This is a genomic window from Candidatus Njordibacter sp. Uisw_056, from assembly GCF_047730085.1.
In the GTDB taxonomy this organism is placed as follows: Bacteria; Pseudomonadota; Gammaproteobacteria; order Pseudomonadales; family Balneatricaceae; genus Njordibacter.
The window spans coordinates 825,472-845,755 of record NZ_CP159830.1 but is presented as its reverse complement, the minus strand read 5'-3'; the positions used below and the strand labels follow the sequence as shown (position 1 = coordinate 845,755).

The following is a 20,284-nucleotide window of genomic DNA, read 5'->3' as shown; positions in this document are numbered from 1 at the left end:
AATTGTATATTGATTTGGTGGGACAATTTTAACCACGGGCAATCTCCATGCAGTGCTTTGCTACAGTATAAGCGGCCTTTGGTGCGGCATAGGTTAACGCTGCGGTGGCCATAGTGTTTAGGGTTATTGGGTGGCTTTGTAAAGCCCTAATATTTTCACTTAAGGTATCAGGTGAAAGCTGTGTTTGTGGTAATAAAATGGCTGCACCAGCGCTAACCAGAACCGCTGCATTAGCAGTTTGATGATCGTCTACAGCGTGGGGATACGGCACCAATATTGAAGCCACTCCAGCACCGGCTAATTCGCTTACCGTTAGGGCTCCCGAACGACAGATAACTAAATCAGCCCAAGCATAAGCTAGCCCCATATCATCGATATAGGCTTCCACCTTGGCAACAACTTTAGCCTTATCGTACCCAGCTTGAGTCTCTTGGTGATGTTTCGGCCCTGTTTGATGCCATATTTGAGGCCTTTCATCAGCCGCTAATAACGCCATTGCTTTAGGTACCCGCTGGTTAAGAACCATCGCACCAAGGCTGCCACCTACAATCAGCACTCGAAGCCCATCATGTGCTGATTTATTTGGCGTAATATTAGATCGTAATGGGTTACCTACAGTGATCGCTTTTCCATCAGAAAAGCTACCAGAAAAGGCTTGCAAGGTTCTCTTAGCAAAGGGGCGTAATAGGCGATTGGTAAGGCCAGGAATTGCATTTTGTTCATGTAAAATGAGCGGCACGCCTAACAACTTGGTCGCCAAACCACCCGGCCCTGCGACAAAGCCACCCATGCCCAAAACACAGTGGGGCTTAAATCGATAGACAATTTTAATCGACTGTAGCAAAGATTTACATAAACGCCAGGGTGCAAGCAATAACGACAAAAAACCTTTACCACGCAATCCCACAACATCAATACAGTTTAATTTAAATCCTGCTTCTGGCACCAAGCGGGCTTCTATGCCTCTGCCAGTACCCAACCATTCTACTTCCCAATCTTCCTTCTTTAAGATCGCAGCCGTTGCTAAAGCTGGATAAACATGGCCGCCGGTGCCTGCTGCCATGATGAGCACACGCTTGATATGAGTTGTATTATTGGGCCTATTCATAAAGCTGGCCCGGCTTTTTATTTTCAGTATCAAACCATTGGTCCACATCTTCAAGCCCCGGGGTTGGTTTTGCACCTAGCCCACTTGCAGGCGCTGATGCGCGCTGAGAAGCCTCGCCATGGATCGAATATGCACTTGACGATCCCACAGATTCTGTATTATTTTCTAATGATATGCGCAACAAAATACCCAAACTACTGGCACATGCCAACATGCTGCTGCCACCGTAGCTAACAAACGGAAGAGTTAAACCTTTGGTCGGCAAGAGCCCCAGGTTTACGCCAATATTAATCATCGCTTGAGCGGTAATTAATAATACCAAACCATACGCTAAGTAGGCAGAAAAATGGCGGCCCAAACGTTCAGCTTTTTGGCCCACGTGCAGGCCGCGAACGATGAGCACACCGTACAAAGCCACAACAATTAAAGCACCAAAGGCTCCCCACTCTTCGGCCAATACTGAATACACAAAGTCTGTATGAGCTTCAGGCAAATAAAATAGCTTTTGCATGCTTTGACCTAAGCCTTCACCGAACCAGCCACCTCTACCAAACGCAATTTGGGCCTGAGTTAATTGGTAGCCGCTACCAAAAGGATCACCCCAAGGGTCTAGGTAGGTCATTAGGCGTTTCACTCGGTACTCAGCAGCAAAAATAGTGATTGCACCCAGGGCTGCAGCAGCCACAAGTACGATAGAAATATGACGTTTACGCATACCCCCTAAAAAAAACATGCCTAATACGGCGCACATCATCACCACTACCGCACCAAAATCTGGCTCTAACAAAAGTAGTACTATAAACGCACCTAGGACCACTAGCGACTTTGAGAACCCAGAAAAGTGATTTCGAATCTCATGCTGCTGACGCACCAAGTAACCAGCCATAAATGCTACCACTGCTATTTTGGCAAACTCCGAAGGTTGCAAGCTTAGTGAACCTATAGGGATCCATCGCGTACTTCCGTTCACACTTCGCCCTAATCCGGGAACCAATACGGCAACCAACAACACTAGTGCAAGCAACAACAAGTATGGGCTTTGTTTTTGCCATACCTGCACCGGCGTAAGTAGGCACACCATCAGACTGAGGCTACCTAAAATGATGAATAATAGCTGGCGCTTACTTTGGTAAAAAGGATCGTTAAACTTAATCGCCACCACATCCATGGACGCTGATGTGATCATGATGTAACCAATAAGTGATAAGGCTAAGGCGGGCAAAAGCAAGGCTAAATCTAACCTTTTACTGACTACCGTTCGCCACTGTTCAGAGAACGAAATCATACCAAAGTCCTCACCAATTCTGCGAAGTGATCGCCTCTTGCTTCAAATCCTGTGTAGGCATCAAAGCTAGCACACGCTGGAGATAACAGCACCAAATCACCACTAACAGCCAGCCCGTGGGCCATAGTGAGGGCCTCTTGCATGCCTATTGCATGGCTAAATGTCACTTTATCAGCTAATGCCTGTGCGATATGTTGCGCGTCCTCACCGACTAATAAAGTGTGCTTGCCATATCGTGACAATGGCCCAACCAGGTCAGAAAAATCTGCTCCCTTACCGACACCTCCAGCAATGAGAATAATTTTACCAGCAACATCTGGACCCAAACCTTCCAACGCCGCTACAGTTGCGCCTACATTAGTGCCTTTTGAATCATTGATATAATCAACTCCCCCAATGTTAGCCACTGGCTCACATCGATGGGGCAAACCTGTAAACCGCATTAGAGTGTCAATCATTGCTTTCATTGGCAAACCAACCGCCTGACCTAGGGCCATTGCAGCCAAGGCATTAGCAACGTTATGTCGACCAGACATTGCCATTTCCTTTACCGCAATGATGGGTAGCAACCCCTTAACCAACCATTCCTTATCGCCCTCCTTACGCACACCAAACTGGCCAACATCAGGATCACCTAAACTAAATCGTGTTTGAGTAACAGACCCTGGCACTAAAGGGTTAGTCAGCGCGTCATCACCATTAATAACTGCAGCTTTACATGCTTGAAAAACGCGGTGTTTTGCTTGGTGGTATGCCATGAGGTTGTCATATCTATCCATGTGATCAGGGCTCACATTGAGCACACATGCCACAGTTGCCCCTAAACCTGTAGTGCATTCTAACTGGAAGCTAGACAATTCCAGAACGTATAAATCTATGCCGTTAGCTAATAAAGATACTGACGGTTCGCCAAGATTACCGCCAACTGCAACGTTCAAACCAGCTGCTTTAGCCATTTCCCCTACTAAACTAGTCACTGTACTTTTAGCGTTAGACCCAGTAATTGCCACTATAGGCACACCAGCTAAGCGCGCTGCCTGAGCAAAGATGTCTACGTCACTGCGTATAGGAACGCCTGCTTTAGCCGCTGCAACTAAAGCAGGTTCTTGCATAGAAACACCTGGGCTTAATATGATTTGGCTAGCACTAAGGCACAAATCATGTGCGAAATCGCCTAAATGTATTGGTGTCTCTGGTTGTTCTGATATGAGCTGATCTAAAAACGGTGGGTACTCTCTAGAATCAGCCACCTGAAACCGCTCACCTTGATGCGCTAAATACTGAGCACATGCTAGCCCAGTTTTACCTAAACCAATTATAAGACTGTAACGATCACTCACTATCAACGACATTGGCGATTAGGTCTCTTTAAAGTTGAACTTAACTTAGCGTAATTTAAGGGTTGCCAGACCGATCAATACTAATATCACGGTAATAATCCAAAAGCGTACAATAATTCTTGGTTCTGGCCAGCCTTTAAGCTCAAAGTGATGGTGTATCGGCGCCATGCGAAAAATACGCTTACCTGTTAATTTAAATGAAGCCACCTGCAAGATAACTGAGACAGTTTCCATTACAAATACGCCCCCCATAATTAACAATACTAATTCTTGTCTCACGATAACCGCCACAACGCCCAGGGCAGCACCTAAAGCCAATGCGCCAACGTCGCCCATAAACACTTGGGCAGGATAGGTGTTAAACCATAAAAAACCCATGCCAGCACCCACGATGGCTGCACAAAATACTACCAATTCTCCTGCACCCCTAATGTATGGGATATTCAGGTATTCAGAAAATACTGAGTGCCCAGTCAAATAGGCAAATACGGCTAATGCGCCAGCGATCAATACCGTAGGTAATATCGCCAAACCATCTAAGCCGTCAGTAAGGTTGACCGCGTTTGACGTGCCCACAATGACAAAATAAGTGAGTAGGATGTAAAACACACCAATGTTAATGCCAACAGTTTTAAAAAATGGCACGATAAGTTCTAATTCTTGCGGAGTTTGCGCACTATAGTATAAGAATAAAGCAGCCCCTAGCCCTCCTACTGATTGCCAAAAATACTTCCACCTTGCAATGAGTCCACGGGAGTTTTTTTCCACCACTTTACGGTAATCATCTACCCAACCTACCGCACCAAACACTGCAGTTACGGCAATGGTGACCCAAATATAACGATTGGTTAAGTCTCCCCATAACAAAGCGCTGATGAGAATAGCCACTAATATCAGAGCGCCTCCCATGGTTGGGGTGCCTGCTTTAACCAAGTGGCTTTGCGGGCCATCTTCACGAATAGATTGGCCAATTTGTTTAGCCTTTAATTGCTCAATCATATACGGGCCAATAGCCATCGCAATAAATAACGCTGTGAGCACCCCCATAATGCCGCGCATAGTGAGGTACTGAAAAACACCAAAGGCACTATAATACTGGGATAAGTAATCTGCTAACCATAACAACATGGACTAGTTTCCAAGGTTAATTAATGTTTCTACAACTTGCTCCATTTGGCTGGATCGAGACCCTTTTACCAAACAACTTAAGTCACTTTTTGGAAGCTGTTGAAAACAGCTGGATAAATCTTTTTTATCAACACAAGCCCTACCATAGGAGCCCCCTTGTTGCAGATAACTTTCCACAGCAACCGCAGCTAACGGGCCAAAACCATAAAACTGTTCAATACCTGCTGCGGCAACTTGAAAACCAATACGTTGATGAAGCTGCCGAGCTTGTTGGCCTAATTCACCTAAATCGCCCAGCATAAAACACCGCTTTCCATGGCACTGCTCTAGTACATCAATGGCCGCTTTTACTGATCCTGGGTTGGCATTATAAGTATCGTCGATAACACAGCGGTTATTGCTTAATGTATGACTTTCCAGACGCCCGTGGTAAGGCCTAACCTGGCCTAAACCTAGGGCAATTTGATCTAATGATAATCCCAGAGCTAATGCGCCAGCAGCCGCAGCTAGGGCATTGGCAACGTTGTGCTGCCCTAGTAAAAGCAAGTCTACATGCCTATGCTGCTGACCTAGGTGCAAAACAAAACGGCTACCCTTAGCTGTGCGCTGTATATCACTGGCATACACACTGGCTTCTTTATTGCTTAAACTGAAGCTCCACACACGGCGTGGTTGGGCTAAGATTTGCCATTCATGAACATGGGGGTCATCTAAGTTAAGTACGACTTGACCTTGCTCAGACAACCCCGAAATTATTTCACCTTTAGCTTTAACTACCCCTGCCAAACCACCAAAACCCGATAGATGGGCTTCTTGGGCATTATTTAATATAGCAACATCTGCTTGGGCAATACGGCTGGTATAAGCAATCTCTCCAATATGATTAGCCCCCAGCTCTAACACACGATAATCGACGTCGTCGTGCATACCCCAGAGGGTTAATGGCACACCAATATCATTATTGAAGTTGCCATGTGTTACCTCTACTTGGCCCGCCTGAAATAACACCTTTTGTAACATTTCTTTAACTGTAGTTTTTCCACTACTTCCAGTCACCGCTACAAACTGGCCATTAAGTGTTTGACGCTTAAGCACTGCTAACTGCCCTAATGCAATACGAGTATCTGGCACAACTAACAGGGGCAAGTCTGTATCTATTTCAGTACTAACTAGCGCAGCACATGCACCTTGGTTTTGCGCTTGAGCAATAAATTCGTGACCATCAAAATTAGGCCCCACTAAAGCAACAAACAGGTCCCCCGCTACCAAATGACGAGTATCTGTGGACAATTCACTAAAAGCGGCTTCGCCAATAACATGACTGCCAGGTACCTTTTTACAAAGTTCAGCTAAGCTAAAAGACTTCATTAGCCTACCCCCCCTGAAAGTGCCATTAATACTTGTTCCTGATCGCTAAAGTGATGCTTGTGGCCCTGAATATCTTGATAGGTTTCATGGCCTTTACCAGCAATAAGTACAATATCACCCGGTTTAGCGCGACCCATCGTTAAGGCAATGGCTAAACTTCGATCACCTTCGACGAAAACTTTTTCTCGGCGTTTAAAGCCCTTCACAATGTCTGCTAAAATTTTCTCACTAGATTCTGTTCGAGGATTATCGTCTGTCACCACCACATGATCAGCCCATTCTTCTGCAATGCTTGCCATCTTTGGACGTTTACCTGCATCGCGACCACCACCACAGCCAAACACCACCCATAACTGGCCACGGTTAACATGCTCTTTAGCCGCTATTAAGGCTTGTTCTAAAGCATCTGGGGTATGGGCGTAATCAACAATAGCCTGCGGCTTATTTTTTGAATCTTGTTTACCACTAACTAACTGCATCCGGCCACATACCGTAGTGAGTTTGTTCATTACAAAAATTGCAGAGGATAGTTCAACCTTGTGTAACAAGAGCACCGCCAAGGTGGCCAATAAGTTGCTCAAGTTAAATCGGCCAATGAGCCCCACTTGCAACAACACTTGGCCTTTAGGTGTATTCACCATAGCTTCTATGCCATGTTCATGTTGGGTAATAGAGGACACCCCTAAGTCCACATAATCTAGTTCAGACACTTGGGCACTGTAGGTGTAGGTTTTTACTGAAGGTGCTATTTCATTAAGTAAGCCACGACCAAAATCATCATCAAAGTTAATGACTGCATGCCGTAAGCTTGGCCAGTTAAATAACTTAGCCTTCACTTCGCCATATGCTTGCATAGTGCCATGATAGTCAAGGTGGTCTTGTGTAAGGTTGGTGAATACCGCAGTTTCAAACCGGCAGCCATTTAGCCGCCCCTGGTCCAAACCATGGGATGAAACTTCTATGGCACATGCATCAGCCCCTGCATCTACCATTGCACCTAGCTGCCCCTGCATGGTGACTTCATCTGGCGTAGTGTTGGGCCCTTGTTCTAGCGCATTAAGCAAACCGTACCCCAATGTACCCATCACACCGCAGGTTTGGCCAAGATCTAAAAAGCACTGAGCAATAAAATGGCTACAGCTGGTTTTACCATTGGTACCAGTAATACCGATCAGTGACATGTGTTGACTGGGCTCATTATTTATACGAGCAGCAATTAGACCTTGCATAGCTGCTAGATTGGCTACACCAATAATGGGAACAGTGAGGTTAGACACGTCCATTTTTAATGCCTGTTGCGCATCAATAGCTACCGCCGCGGCTCCACTTGCCTGCGCTTGCTCTATATAGCTGCGCTGCCGCTTTGGCTCCCCTAAACAGGTTATAAACAAGTCACCTTGTTTTACCTGCCGGCTATCTGATGACACCCCATACACACAAACATCTGCCCATTGTTGGGCTTGCCCTGGCAGGGGCATCAGTTCATGTAAGCGTTTGGTATCCACATCCAACCTCACTGTTAACCTTGTACTGGCATCAGATTATCTGGTGCCACATTTAAAAGCCGTAAACTCTCAGTCATAATCCGAGAAAATACAGGAGCAGCAACTTCGCCACCATAATATTGTTCACCCTTGGGGTTATCAATAATCACTACACACACTAAGCGCGGTTTAGATGCTGGGGCCATACCAGCAAATACTGCAGCGTAGACGTCGTCATCATAACCACCATCTTTGGATGGCTTATGCACGGTGCCTGTTTTACCCGCCACTCGATAAGACGGCACCCTAGCGCGAGTGCCTGTGCCACCTTTTTGAGTCACCGTTTCTAACATGGCAATCACTTGTTTAGCCACATGTTCAGGCATCACTCTCTGAGCTTCTGGCACTTTGTCTTGCTTCAATATAGACACAGGACGCTTGAGCCCATAACTGGCAAATACGCCATAAGCCTGTGCCAATTGCACTGGTGTTACAGAAATACCATAGCCATAAGCCATGGTCGCAAGATTAATTGGGTTCCATTTGGTGTAACTAGGCAGCACACCTGTGCTCTCGCCAGGAAAACCACTGGCAGTTGCCTGACCCAAACCAAAACTATGAAAGGTTTCTCTTACACTATTTTCTGGTAATGATAGGGCCAATTTAGTGACACCAACATTGCTTGATTTAGTAATAATTCCAGTAATATCTAGCACGCCATAGTTACGGTGATCACGGATGGTCTTACGCTTAACCTTTATAAAACCAGGGCTGGTATCAATCTCACTGTCTGGGTTGTATTGCCCACTCATCAGCGCTGCCGCAATGGTAAGAGGCTTCATCGTTGAACCAGGCTCTAACACATCAGTTAAGGCTCGATTACGTAGGCTGTCTATACTCATGACTGCACGGTTATTTGGGTTGTATGCTGGCTGATTAACCATGGCCAAGATTTCGCCTGTCTGCGCGTCTAACACCACGGCCGATCCCGAAGACGCTTTATGTTGCTGTACTACGGCCTTAAGCTCACGGTAAGCCACATACTGCATGCGTAAATCAATGCTTAAATGTAGATCTTTGCCAGGATGGGCGTTAGATAATAATTGGAGGTCTTTAACAGTTCGACCAGTACGGTCTTTTTGTACTACTTTTTTACCAGAAGTACCCTGCAGCCAAGACTCATAGGCCAGCTCCATACCTTCTTGGCCTTGGTCATCAATATTATTAAATCCCACCAAATGAGTGGTGACTTCTGCTGCAGGATAATAGCGCTGAAACTCCTGCACACCATGTACACCATTCCACTTGTTACCCAATACCGCTTCTGCCTCAACTGGATTAACACTGCGCTTAAGGTACATAAACTCTTTGTTTTTCAGCCGCACTAAACGCTCTAAAAACTCAACCTCAGGTAAACCCAGACTCTTTGCAACTTTTTTAGCATGCACTAGGTCCTCACCCAATACTTGGGGATTAGCCCACAAACTAACCACTGGGGCACTAACAGCTAAAGGCTCTCCCCTGCGATCTAAAATCATTCCTCTATGAGCAGGAATAGGCACTTCACGCACCATTCGCGCATCACCTTGGCGCATTAAAAAAGAACGTTCAGTAACATTAAGGTGCACTAGGCGCCAGACCACAACCGATGCCGCTACTAATAAAATGAACCATAGCCAGCGTATACGCCACGGGTATTCCATGGCATTCACGGCTGGCGCACCAAAATGATTTTCTTAGCAGAGGGTACCGCCATATTTAACTGCTCAGTTACCATCGATTCAACACGGCTATGAGAGGCCCAGGCGCTTTGCTCTAGTAGCAGCTGACCCCACTCCACTTGCATGGCGTTGCGATCTCTTTCTAGTTGGTGCAAGTGGTTGATATGACCCCTTGCTTCAAACGAACTATAAATAACAAATTGAGCGCTAATTACTAATGATAACAGCAGCAAAAACCCCAACAACATAGCGTAACGTTCGGCCTGCAGGCTCGCACGCTTTAACCATACGTTGAGGTTTTGGCTCATATCTTTCATTCTATTTTCTCTGCCACACGCATTACTGCGCTGCGAGACCGAGGATTTATATCAACTTCATAAGGAGTAGGCTTACGTGCTTTACCCATTAGTGTTAACCGCCTATTAAGCTGATCTTCAGTGACAGGTAAGCCGCGGGGAATATGGGAATCACCCTTAGCGTGTTCACGCATAAACCGCTTCACAATACGGTCTTCCAAGGAGTGAAAGCTTATTACCACTAAACGGCCACCGGGGGCCAATGTTTCAAGGGCTACTTGCAAGCCCACTTCTAAATCTTTTAGTTCTTGGTTAATGTGTATCCGTATACCCTGAAACGCTCGAGTTGCAGGATTTTTACCCTTTTCCCACTTAGGATTAGCTACAGCAATAATGTTGGCTAATTGTTTCGTGGTGGTAATGGGTTGCAGCTTGCGATGCTCAACGATAGCCCGCGACATTCTTCTAGAAAAACGTTCTTCGCCGTAATGGTAAAGTACATCAGCTATCTCTTCCGCCCCTGCCCGGGCTAGCCACTGCGCAGCAGATTCACCCTCATCAGGGTTCATGCGCATGTCTAAAGGCCCGTCATGCTGAAAGCTAAAGCCCCGGCTAGCATCATCTATCTGTGGAGATGAAACGCCTAAATCCAACAAAATACCATGCACTTTACCAAAGCAGTCATTTTGCTCAGCAATCTGGCCTAGGTTAGCAAATGAGGTTTGGAATATAGATAAACGGGGGTCTTCAGCAATCATCAGCTGGGCCTCGGCAATGGCCAAGGGGTCTTTGTCAAAAGCCTGGAGTTTTCCGTTTGGGCTCAGGTGTTGCAGAATAAGGCCACTGTGTCCTCCCCGACCAAAGGTTCCATCCATATACACGCCATCAGTATCATGTACCAATAACTCTACAGCTTCATCAAGCAGGACAGACTTGTGGTTAAATTCTTGGGTCATTTCAGTTCCATTAATTAGGCCAGTCATTTACTGACTACAAGGACAACTGATGTAAGAGTTCCGGCAGCTCTTCAGTGTTGCTGTTGGCCTGCAAATACGTTTCTCGGCGCGCATTCCATAAAGGCTCGCTCCACAGTTCAATTTTTTTTCCTTGGCCTAAAAGAATGACTTTTTTATCTAATTGGGCATATTCTCTGAGCAGAGCCGGTAACAAAATACGTCCGTTAGCATCCAGCTCAAGGTCTGTAGCATGGCCAATTAATAGCCGCTGAATACGTCTGGCGGTAGGATTAAAGCTAGGGAGTTGTTCTAACTTTTTTTGAATTAGATCCCATTCTAATAATGGGTAGATCAACAGACAAGGTTCTTCGGTATCGATGGTGACTACAAGCTGAGGATTAATGCTAGGGTCTACTTCGCCAATAAATAGGTCACGAAAACGTACAGGCATAGCCATACGTCCCTTGACATCTATATTGATTGTTGCAGCACCACGAAACATCATTTATTCCCTGAAATTCATTCCATTTCGGGAGAAAATACCACTTTTCCCCACCTTTACCCACATTACAAGTGTAGGTAGATCATGGTTATATTGCAAGTGAAAAGATAAAGTTACTTGAAGCTGCCAAATTAGAAAAATAACAGGCTTTATAAAAGGCCTTGTAACACTTGACTAGGCACAATAATATGCTTGAATATCAGTTTTTTTGCTGACTCAAGGTCGCGGGCCAAAACGGCTGTGACCAGCTGTTCATGTTCCATTTGATTCACATCAAAAGCACCATGGCCAGCATTATGCTTTAACCATAAGTTGCGATAGCGCGATGCCTTTTCATAAAGGTCTAAACGCACCCTGAGCAACTCCTCAGAACCACAACCTTTTACAATGGCATAATGAAAGCCTTGATGTAATTTTTCCCAAGCTTGCAGGTCGCCATCTGCCTTTAGCAGATCAGCGTTGGATTGGAGCCGATAAGCTGCAGCAACAATATTAGCCTCCCAGGCTTCATCACCCCGCTCAATAGCAAGCCCCACACATAAAGACTCAATATGTGCCCGCGTGTCATAAATATCTACCAGCTCTGTCTGTGATACAGGGCATACTCGATAACCACGCTGGTCGTGTACTTGCACCAATTGCATTACCACAAGCTGCGATAGCGCTTCACGTAATGGGTTCACACCCACTTGGTAACGTTCTTTTAATGCACTCATTTTTAACTTGTGGCCTGCAACAAAGAACCCAGTCAAAATATCTTGTTTTAAATGGAACAATACCTTGGCAGCTGAATTTTCTTGTGGCATGAGATAAAGTGACCTTGTTAGGTTAATATCGACATTTTAATCCTTAAGGGCTCTTAATATCAATCAAACCCCAGACTATGGCCTTCATCTTTTAGCCACTGCTTTGCATCTTTATAATTGGGCAATACCCGCTTTACTTGAGCCCAAAAATCTGGCCCATGGTGCATATGCAACAAATGGCACAGTTCATGAACCACAACACTGTCAACCACTGCAGTTGGAGCCATTATGATTTTCCAATTAAATTGCAACTCACCACTACTGTTACAACTTCCCCATCGCGCACGATAGGTTTTAATTTCAATTGACTTAGGCCAAGCGCCAACCAAGGGCGAAAAATAACTAACTCGCTGTTCTATATGCACCTGAGCTTGCAGCTTATACCAACGTACAAGCGCGTTGCGTACCCAGTCAGGCTTGGCCTCTGGCATACTCACCACCAGCTCAGCAGCACCATTCAGCCTAGCACCAAAGGCACCCTGACAGACCTTTAGCACTAGCTCTTGATCCAAAAAAGCAAAGGGCTCACCGGACCTATAGTACCGCTTAACCTGCGATGTCAATTGATCTCGCGCCTCTAACTTCGCCAATATCCAAGCACTTTTAGACTCTAACAGAAGCCGAAGTTCTGCGATTGAAATAGCACTTGGCGCCAGCACAACAAGCAGTCCTGATGATAGCCTAAAACCCACGCTACCCTTCCGACGGGTGCGCTTAATAGTGGCCACAAAACCATTCATGGCTATTGTTTCTTTAGCTTTACAGGTCATCTAATTTTACGAATAGCCCAAATGTACGATGGATAAGTCATTCTGGTCCAACTTATGCCACAAAAGATCTTTTAACTGCGGCGGGTAAACCTTTACTTCTGCAAGTTCCTGTTTAGTCAGCCAGCGAACTTCTGTAATAGACCTCCCTTGTTCACTTAAGGGTTCAAGGTTCTTCAACGAAATTTCACCCTGCCACTGATCTATGATATAAAACTGTTCAAGATGATAAATATCCCTAGAGGCTTCACAAAACTCACGCACAAAAAGCAGCTCACCCACGACCACAGATAAACCTGACTCCTCCCACACTTCACGCTTCACCGTGTTGCGTGTATTACCATCTTTTGCCTCAAAACCACCACCAGGGGGTACCCAATAAGATTGGCCACCGTCACTTTCGTGGACCATTAAAATACGGTCTTGCTCAACCAAGAGACCGGCTGCTCGAATACGGTGCCGCATAGATTTCCTCTTTACTTGATAAAATAAGGTAATACAGACCTATGACTTCAAATGTCACGCCAGTATAAGCAGGAAAGATGCTTTTACAACCTAAACTGCTTCATAATACGAGTTATTGTTATGTGAAAATAAAATCAATAAATTGTAAAAAATATCAGCTTAAATAGCCCACACGTTACCAGGCAAATAATCTGCAGAAAAACATTAGAGACCCACAATTAAATAATCTAATCGCGAAGAACTCGTTAAGTCTACCTAGGTGAAAACTATACCTTGGCTTAGGCATAGGTCATTTAAAATTACATAGGCGATAGCAACGAAGTTAATAGTTATGACTAAACCAATAGACAATTGGATTATCTATGATGGCGAATGCCCTTTCTGTTCGCACTATGTAAAACTAATCCACCTAAAAAAGACAGTGGGTCATATACGAATAATTGATGCGAGAACAAATCCACCTGAGCTCGACATCCTAAAAGAAAAAAATCTTAATATAAATCGGGGCATGGCCATTTTTCTCAACAGCCAACTCTATTTTGGTGCAGATTGCATTAATAGATTAGCGCTCTTATCGTCACCCATTGGCTTGTTCAATAAACTTAATTACTACGTTTTCAAAATACCACAAATATCACGCATCCTTTACCCCATATTACGAGTAGGTAGAAATGTAGTTATTCACTTGCTTGGCAAAGGGTTTATTAAATAAACCGCCCCATACTCAGTCGATCCTCAACGCTGAACCCTAACGCTTGATAGAATGCTGCAACTTCCGCATTGGTTGAGCGAATTTGAAGATTAACCTTAATACAACCGATGGTTTTTAGTGTTTGGATGGCATATTTTACAAGCGCTGCACCACTGCCACTTCGACGATGCTCTTTAAGTACGGCAACTGAATATAGCCATCCGCGATGCCCGTCATAGCCAGCCATGCACGCACCAATTAGTTGACCACCCTGCTCTGCTACGAAGATAAGGTCGTCCACAGCAAGTTTAGCTGAAACAACAGTTGATGGCTTGTTGTGAAGGGGGTCGCTGGGGAAAACTACAGTCCATAGCTCAATCAAACTAATACGGTCTGATTCTTGAAATTTTCGGATCTTCATGATTTTCTCATAATAAAAGTCAGTCCATTTATGCTGCCACTAAGGTGCTAATGCAGATTACTCTTCGCGCCTAGATTCTGTCCAGTGCAGTTTTTTAGTCATCTACTTTCTCAGCTTTAAGTCTCCTTGCAAAAACAACAGCAGCGACTTACTGGCCAATTAAGTTGCTAAAAAAATGTTTATAAATTGACACCCTTAATAGAAGCAACAATGAATTGTGGCGCATGTGGTAGAGTGTTTAAGTTATTGTCACATTTACCCAAAGCAAACGCATCAAATAAATAAGGAAATGAGATGACCGATACGAAGCCAAACATAATTGAGGGGCCTACAGATGATGGTTTTGATTCAGTATTGTCTCAATCCCTGTCTGACGACCTACATAGAGATATCCTCACATTGACAAGCAGGCTCATCAGCAACACTGCTCACACCAATGACCTCCATATCGTTGACCGAGGTATATATAGTTTGATGGAATCTCTAGTAGTGATCGCTAAAACATACTCAGAGTCAGAAGAGGAACTCGACGAGATGATAGGCAGCTATATGGACCTAATGAATCAGATTGTCGATAAAAGTAACGCATAGAAAAGGCTGGGTATACGCAGGCAGACTAAAGCGCCTTTTTAGCCATAGCTTACCATCTCTAACGGGGATGAAATAGTTAGCAAATAAAGGGGAGACTCACCCACATCTAACGACAGTGGACTGAACCAGAAGGGCAACCTTGACTAGTTACAATGGCTAAAATAGCCACGATTAAACCAGCACCCTTTGACCAGTTTTATCTACACATCCCTGTGCAGATGATTATTTTTAACAGTCTTTATAACCACTTGCTAAACAATTATTAGACAGTTCTTGTAACCTAGTTCTTTTCGCACTGTTCATTTTCTTATCAAGTGCTTGTTTATTTCTAGCACCAAAATCACTGCCACCATAGGCCCCAATGTTAAACCACATATAGGCTCGGTCAATGTCTTTTGGAATACCATTTCCATGTTGATACATAACACCAAGATTAGCTTGTGCCTCAGCAAGCCCTTGCTGAGCTGCTAGGGTATACCATTTTACGGCTGTTTCATCATTCTCTAAAACACCTTGACCTTGATGGTACATAACCCCAAGATTAAATTGAGCATCCGCATCCCCCTGTTCCGCTGCCAAGGCATACCACTTTAATGCTGTCTGTTTATTCACTGGCACACCTTCACCATTGGCGTACATAGTTCCCAAACCATACTGGCCAGCTGCATCACCTTGCTCAGCTGCTAAGCTGTACCACTTCACAGCAGTTTTAGCGTTCTGCGTCACACCCAACCCAAACTTGTAAAGAGCTCCAAGGCTATTTTGAGCAACAACATCCCCTTGCTCAGCCAAAGGCACCCACTCTGCTAGAGCAGCTTTGTATTCGCCTATTTGAAAAAACTTAAACCCCGTATCGTAATCAGCTGCAACTGCAACGCCATTGCCAAGTAGCATTGAAAAGCCTACTGCAACTATAAACTTGTACATACGCATCCACTTAGTCTCACATTAGTTATAATCTTCAGTCACCAGTATACCTATTTGTTATCAATAAATGTTCTAATATGTTGCCATTAATTACTCAGATACACACAGTCAAGGGCACATTAAAGTATAAAATGCCCAGCGTTCTTAACCATCGAGGATAAAGAAATAAAATGCCCGACCCAACACAAGAGCGGATGTACAAGAAAGGTCAGTCAGAACAATCTATAGAGCAACATAAGCTCGATTTGATTGCGTGGGAGCTCATGGCGGTAGGCGAGCACTTGCTCGACCCAGATGGACTGGACAAAGGACATATTCAGGAGTGTCTCGATTACTGCTACAACGTTAATTCGCTAACAGATGAACAGTTTATTAAGGCGTTTGTAATAGATGGAAAGGTAGAGATGTATAAGTGGGAATACACAGAAGACCCCAGCATTCATGACCTACTGTTTGGTCACAGTGCAGTGTCAACTTTAGTCGCAGAAGAAGAGAATGAAGAAGATTGATAAGTCAGCCATGGTTGCTCACTTTTTAGCTAATATGAATCGCATAAATGAGGCTGAACCAGATGCGTTTAAGAGCCTGAAGAAGATGAGCTTTATAGCCAATTGTGCCAGTCACTATCAGAGGATCTCCATCGAGACATACAGTCCATCATCCTCAGAATGTCAAGCAACACAGCCCTAGCAACGGATTTAAAGAGAGTTGATCGAGGTATCTACAGCCTAATGGAGTCTTTAGTCGTTATTGCCCAGACCTACTCAGAGACTGACGAGGAACTAGAAGAGATGTAAGCTCTCTACTCAGACCTAATGCATCAGATATCAAACAAGAAAAACGGCTAAACGCAGGCAAGGAAGGCTATTTAGTATCTAAACCTTGCCTAACCCGTCAAAAAAGGCTTGGAAACTGGGGTGAGGTGAGAAAGTTCGCCACATAAGCCGGGTTCTGTCGTGGACAGTCATTCATCTAGGGTCTGCGTCGCCACAGGCCTCTTGCGACCTACCCGAACCCAGTGCGGGCAGCACCTAATGGGTTCCTATTTGGTCTTGCTCCAAGTGGGGTTTACCATGCCGTAACGTGTTACCACGCACGCGGTGCGCTCTTACCGCACCCTTTCACCCTTACCGCCCGATAAATCGGGGTTGGCGGTCTACTCTCTGCTGCACTAGCCGTCGGCTCACGCCGCCCAGGCGTTACCTGGCACTTTGCCCTATGGAGCCCGGACTTTCCTCCCCTACCCAAACACCTAAGTGCAGAATAGCAGCGACTGTCTGGCGAACTTTCTCGCGCGCAGGATACCGAGTTTAGCTAGCGCTGGCAAGGCCAAATACAGACTAAGCTGCAGTTACTTACCCTGCAGCTCTAGGGCTCTGTCATACAATGCCTTTTTTTTATGCCCCGTAATAGCCGCAGTAATAGCTGCTGCCTTTTTTATAGGCAACTCCGCTAATAATAAAGTGAGCATACGTTCCTCTTCTGGGCCAATATCCTGCAACTGTTCTGGCTCTGCGCCCTCAATGAGCACCACAAACTCGCCTTTTTGCTGGTTGTGATCAGCCGACAACCAGGCTTGTACTTTACTTGCAGGGGCACCGTAAACAGTTTCAAAGGTTTTGGTAAGTTCTCGAGCCAAGACTAATTGCCTGTCTGGGCCTATGACTGACACAATGTCGTCAACCATGGCAACAATACGATGCGGGGACTCATAGAATACTTGGGTATGAGTCACTTTAGCTAGCAGCGCCAGATGTTGCCTACGACCGCTGCTTTTAGCGGGTAAAAAACCATAAAAGCTAAATCGATCAGTGGACAACCCCGACACACTGAGTCCTGCAATTAATGCACAGGGGCCCACTATGGGAACGACCCTGTACCCTGCATCGCGAACTGCACTCACAAGGTGATACCCTGGATCTGAAATAAGTGGTGTCCCAGCATCTGAAATTAAGGCAATAGATTGGCCCGCTGCCAATTTTTGCACCAGTGCCTGGGCCCTTTGTCGCTCATTATGATCGTGTACCGCTAACATTGGCGTAGATATAGAAAAGTGTTGCATTAACCGGCCACTGTGGCGTGTATCTTCAGCGGCGATGAGGTCTACTTTTTTTAGAGTGTCTACAGCCCTTGGGCTTAGATCTTCTAAGTTACCAATAGGAGTTGAAACTACATAAAGAATTGCTGTTGTCATGCCTTTGGGCCTTTTGGACTTGTTTGACCGAGCTTTTATGCTAGGCTTACTTAACTCAGATAAAAGCAGAGGTCTGAGCTAAGGGTATTGTAACCTAAACCGCCTAAACCATACCTGCTAAGAATGCTTTATGACCTTAATCCGACACTATTGCTTACGCTTCACAAGCCTCACATGGTGCTTAGTATTTCTCAGTGCTTGTCAGCAGCAAAATGTGCTTCCAACATCCCCAGCACCCAAACCTGTGATGACACCAGCCCAAGCAAAGGTAGCCACTAAAAAAGTTGCAGATACGATTGTTATTAATTTGGATTTGACTCAAAAAAAAGCACCAAAGCCAAACACACAACCAAAAATAATACCTATACCAAAGGCAGCACTAACACTAGCACCAACACTGACGTCAATACAAAAACCAGAACCAGCGCCAGCACTGATAACAATAACTAAGCCTTCCAAAGCAATAGCAGTAGCTCAAGCGTTAATACCCGTTCAAAAAAGCATTGTCTCCAAGGACAAGATAGCCGCTAGCTTAGTGATACCTGACAATGCGGTTACTGAAACCCAACAGCGTCCAACCACTTCTGTGAACAGTGAGAAGTACCAAGACTTAATCATCCAGCTTGATGCAAAACCGGAGGGTGTTGCCAATACACTCCCAGGGCCCGCTGTTAAGGACATCATCGAAGAAACGGGGATAGACCAAGCGCCTCTAATAATACTTAAAACAGCCCCCAAGGCACCTGCTCAGCGCATAATTAATGTGGCTGCCAACGCACCTAAACGTATTGCCTTAGCCATGCCCTTGAACGGTAAACTGGGTAAAGCAGGGCAAGCTGTGGTGGACGGTTTTATGGCTGCTCGGTTTGAATCCAAAGCAGGCTCTGACGCTATTGCCTATATCAAAGTTTATGACACCACACAACTAAGCAGCCTTGATGCACTTTATTTTCAGGCTTCAGCTGATAGGATGGAAATAGTCATCGGCCCTCTCGACAAAAAGAGGGTGATTGAGCTTAGTCAAAAAGATGCGCTACCTATCCCTACACTGGCCCTTAATTACATCCCCATAGGCAGTAATAATAATAGTACCACCAGCAACTTAATTCAGTTTGGCTTAGCCGTAGAAGACGAAGCCTTACAATTAGCTCAACGTAGTTTAACAGCGGGCCATAAGCGAATTATTATTTTGCACCAAGACCAGCCATGGGCTATTAGAGCAGCACAACATTTTGAGTCCTCTTGGGTTGAATTAGGTGGTGAAATTGCAGATCAGGTAAGCTTTTCTGGCGCTGGTGACCATTCCGAGACGATTACCCAAGCCTTACTCATCAACCAGAGTCATGAACGTGCAAAAATGCTCAAAACACACCTAGCAGGCAGTGGCAACGCTGTTAAGTTTGAGCCTCGACGACGCAAGGATGTTGATGCAATTGTGCTATTTTCATTACCCACAGATGGGCGTCAAATTATCCCAACATTAGCCTTCCACTATGCTGCTGACCTTCCCGTTTATGCAAGCCACCACATATACCAAGGCCCTACTGATACGAGCCGTGATCGAGATTTAGAAGGCGTCATTTTTACAGAACTACCTTGGCTCATAGAGCAGCCTAGCGTGCAACAAAAAATAAGCCAAAAATGGCCTAATAGAGAGAGATACTCACGCCTTTTTGCTATTGGCGTTGATGCATACCAGCTATTTCCAAGGCTTGAAGAGTTACAAAACCTTACCAATAGCAGCGTAGATGGCGTAACCGGCATTTTGCAAATGAATAGCCTTGGCAGGATAGTAACCCAGAGTTCATGGGGGCAATTCAAGTCTGGCAAAGTGCTTGTGGACCCAAAATAATGGTGATGAATTCCACTCAAGTGGGGGCATGGGCCGAAGACATCGCCTGGCAACATATACAGCAACGGGGCTGGAGTTTAATTGCGCGTAATTTTTTTTGCAAAGGTGGTGAGCTTGACATCATAGTTCAAAAAGGTGATGTGCTGGCATTTGTTGAAGTAAAGTACCGTAAAAATCACACGATGGGTGGCGCCATAGCCAGCCTTAGTCATGCCAAACAACGTCACTTAATTCATAGCGCTAAGGTGTTTTTGCAACGCTATCCATTACTCAGCAAGTTGAACTGTCGCTTTGATCTTATTGCCATTAGTGGTTCCGATGGCCCCCATAGCCAAGTTCAGATACAATGGTTGGATAATGCATTTATCACTTCAGGCTAAGG

The 20,284-nt window shown here is 45.1% G+C and carries 21 protein-coding genes and 1 other RNA gene; 5 read left to right on the top strand and 17 right to left on the bottom strand.

Annotated elements, in window-relative coordinates; all coding sequences use genetic code 11:
- Positions 1 to 28: 28 nt before the first annotated feature.
- The 13 genes from murG to ABXT60_RS04170 all read right to left on the bottom strand — a co-directional run bounded on the left by murG (position 29) and on the right by ABXT60_RS04170 (position 13,226).
- Complete coding sequence (murG, locus tag ABXT60_RS04230; RefSeq protein ID WP_443631511.1) at positions 29 to 1,108, bottom strand: undecaprenyldiphospho-muramoylpentapeptide beta-N-acetylglucosaminyltransferase; 1,080 nt, start codon at positions 1,106 to 1,108, stop codon at positions 29 to 31.
- Complete coding sequence (ftsW, locus tag ABXT60_RS04225; protein ID WP_443631510.1) at positions 1,101 to 2,393, bottom strand: putative lipid II flippase FtsW; 1,293 nt, start codon at positions 2,391 to 2,393, stop codon at positions 1,101 to 1,103. Before ftsW ends, murG begins: the two co-directional genes overlap by 8 nt.
- On the bottom strand, positions 2,390 to 3,745 hold the full coding sequence (gene murD / locus ABXT60_RS04220) for a UDP-N-acetylmuramoyl-L-alanine--D-glutamate ligase (RefSeq protein ID WP_443631509.1): 1,356 nt from the start codon (positions 3,743 to 3,745) through the stop codon (positions 2,390 to 2,392). The genes ftsW and murD overlap by 4 nt, the downstream gene beginning before the upstream one ends.
- A gap of 33 nt (positions 3,746 to 3,778) precedes the next feature.
- A complete protein-coding gene (mraY, locus tag ABXT60_RS04215; protein WP_443631508.1) occupies positions 3,779 to 4,861 on the bottom strand; it encodes a phospho-N-acetylmuramoyl-pentapeptide-transferase in 1,083 nt (360 codons plus the stop codon).
- Positions 4,862 to 4,864: 3 nt separating this feature from the next.
- Positions 4,865 to 6,229 carry a UDP-N-acetylmuramoyl-tripeptide--D-alanyl-D-alanine ligase gene (locus ABXT60_RS04210; protein WP_443631507.1) on the bottom strand — a complete coding sequence of 455 codons (1,365 nt, stop codon included), beginning with the start codon at positions 6,227 to 6,229 and terminating at the stop codon, positions 4,865 to 4,867.
- Complete coding sequence (locus tag ABXT60_RS04205; protein ID WP_443631506.1) at positions 6,229 to 7,734, bottom strand: UDP-N-acetylmuramoyl-L-alanyl-D-glutamate--2,6-diaminopimelate ligase; 1,506 nt, start codon at positions 7,732 to 7,734, stop codon at positions 6,229 to 6,231. Before ABXT60_RS04205 ends, ABXT60_RS04210 begins: the two co-directional genes overlap by 1 nt.
- Before the next feature lie 14 nt (positions 7,735 to 7,748).
- A complete protein-coding gene (locus ABXT60_RS04200) occupies positions 7,749 to 9,416 on the bottom strand; it encodes a peptidoglycan D,D-transpeptidase FtsI family protein (protein WP_443632065.1) in 1,668 nt (555 codons plus the stop codon).
- Positions 9,417 to 9,421: 5 nt separating this feature from the next.
- Entirely contained in the window at positions 9,422 to 9,742 is a 321-nt protein-coding gene (ftsL, locus tag ABXT60_RS04195) for a cell division protein FtsL (RefSeq protein ID WP_443631505.1), read from the bottom strand.
- A gap of 5 nt (positions 9,743 to 9,747) precedes the next feature.
- Positions 9,748 to 10,686, bottom strand: coding sequence for a 16S rRNA (cytosine(1402)-N(4))-methyltransferase RsmH (gene rsmH / locus ABXT60_RS04190; RefSeq protein WP_443631504.1), 939 nt, complete (start codon positions 10,684 to 10,686; stop codon positions 9,748 to 9,750).
- Between the two features lie 34 nt (positions 10,687 to 10,720).
- The gene (mraZ, locus tag ABXT60_RS04185) at positions 10,721 to 11,188 is read right to left on the bottom strand and encodes a division/cell wall cluster transcriptional repressor MraZ (protein WP_046482197.1); all 468 of its coding nucleotides are present in this window, start codon (positions 11,186 to 11,188) and stop codon (positions 10,721 to 10,723) included.
- A 149-nt stretch (positions 11,189 to 11,337) separates the two neighbouring features.
- The gene (gene csiR / locus ABXT60_RS04180) at positions 11,338 to 11,994 is read right to left on the bottom strand and encodes a DNA-binding transcriptional regulator CsiR (protein WP_443631503.1); all 657 of its coding nucleotides are present in this window, start codon (positions 11,992 to 11,994) and stop codon (positions 11,338 to 11,340) included.
- A 59-nt stretch (positions 11,995 to 12,053) separates the two neighbouring features.
- On the bottom strand, positions 12,054 to 12,734 hold the full coding sequence (locus ABXT60_RS04175) for a M48 family metallopeptidase (RefSeq protein WP_443631502.1): 681 nt from the start codon (positions 12,732 to 12,734) through the stop codon (positions 12,054 to 12,056).
- Positions 12,735 to 12,770: 36 nt separating this feature from the next.
- Positions 12,771 to 13,226 carry an NUDIX domain-containing protein gene (locus ABXT60_RS04170; protein ID WP_443631501.1) on the bottom strand — a complete coding sequence of 152 codons (456 nt, stop codon included), beginning with the start codon at positions 13,224 to 13,226 and terminating at the stop codon, positions 12,771 to 12,773.
- A gap of 331 nt (positions 13,227 to 13,557) precedes the next feature.
- Here ABXT60_RS04170 and ABXT60_RS04165 point away from each other — a divergent pair, with 331 nt between their 5' ends.
- A complete protein-coding gene (locus ABXT60_RS04165) occupies positions 13,558 to 13,938 on the top strand; it encodes a DCC1-like thiol-disulfide oxidoreductase family protein (RefSeq protein WP_443631500.1) in 381 nt (126 codons plus the stop codon).
- Here the strand turns inward: ABXT60_RS04165 and ABXT60_RS04160 are convergent.
- A complete protein-coding gene (locus ABXT60_RS04160; protein ID WP_443631499.1) occupies positions 13,931 to 14,338 on the bottom strand; it encodes a GNAT family acetyltransferase in 408 nt (135 codons plus the stop codon). The genes ABXT60_RS04165 and ABXT60_RS04160 overlap by 8 nt on opposite strands.
- A 294-nt stretch (positions 14,339 to 14,632) precedes the next feature.
- On the opposite strand from ABXT60_RS04160, the gene ABXT60_RS04155 reads away from it, so the two are divergent.
- The gene (locus ABXT60_RS04155) at positions 14,633 to 14,929 is read left to right on the top strand and encodes a hypothetical protein (protein WP_443631498.1); all 297 of its coding nucleotides are present in this window, start codon (positions 14,633 to 14,635) and stop codon (positions 14,927 to 14,929) included.
- A gap of 228 nt (positions 14,930 to 15,157) precedes the next feature.
- Here ABXT60_RS04155 and ABXT60_RS04150 read toward each other — a convergent pair whose 3' ends face one another.
- On the bottom strand, positions 15,158 to 15,856 hold the full coding sequence (locus ABXT60_RS04150; protein ID WP_443631497.1) for a tetratricopeptide repeat protein: 699 nt from the start codon (positions 15,854 to 15,856) through the stop codon (positions 15,158 to 15,160).
- Between the two features lie 170 nt (positions 15,857 to 16,026).
- Between ABXT60_RS04150 and ABXT60_RS04145 the strand changes: the two genes are divergently transcribed.
- A complete protein-coding gene (locus tag ABXT60_RS04145; RefSeq protein ID WP_443631496.1) occupies positions 16,027 to 16,365 on the top strand; it encodes a hypothetical protein in 339 nt (112 codons plus the stop codon).
- Positions 16,366 to 16,779: 414 nt separating this feature from the next.
- On the opposite strand, the gene rnpB is transcribed toward ABXT60_RS04145, so the two are convergent.
- An RNA gene (rnpB, locus tag ABXT60_RS04140) (RNase P RNA component class A) lies at positions 16,780 to 17,145 on the bottom strand.
- Positions 17,146 to 17,207: 62 nt separating this feature from the next.
- A complete protein-coding gene (gene rsmI / locus ABXT60_RS04135) occupies positions 17,208 to 18,050 on the bottom strand; it encodes a 16S rRNA (cytidine(1402)-2'-O)-methyltransferase (RefSeq protein ID WP_443631495.1) in 843 nt (280 codons plus the stop codon).
- Positions 18,051 to 18,180: 130 nt separating this feature from the next.
- Here rsmI and ABXT60_RS04130 point away from each other — a divergent pair, with 130 nt between their 5' ends.
- Both ABXT60_RS04130 and ABXT60_RS04125 read left to right on the top strand, forming a co-directional pair.
- Positions 18,181 to 19,902, top strand: coding sequence for a penicillin-binding protein activator (locus tag ABXT60_RS04130; RefSeq protein WP_443631494.1), 1,722 nt, complete (start codon positions 18,181 to 18,183; stop codon positions 19,900 to 19,902).
- The gene (locus ABXT60_RS04125; protein ID WP_443631493.1) at positions 19,902 to 20,282 is read left to right on the top strand and encodes a YraN family protein; all 381 of its coding nucleotides are present in this window, start codon (positions 19,902 to 19,904) and stop codon (positions 20,280 to 20,282) included. The genes ABXT60_RS04130 and ABXT60_RS04125 overlap by 1 nt, the downstream gene beginning before the upstream one ends.
- Positions 20,283 to 20,284: the final 2 nt, after the last annotated feature.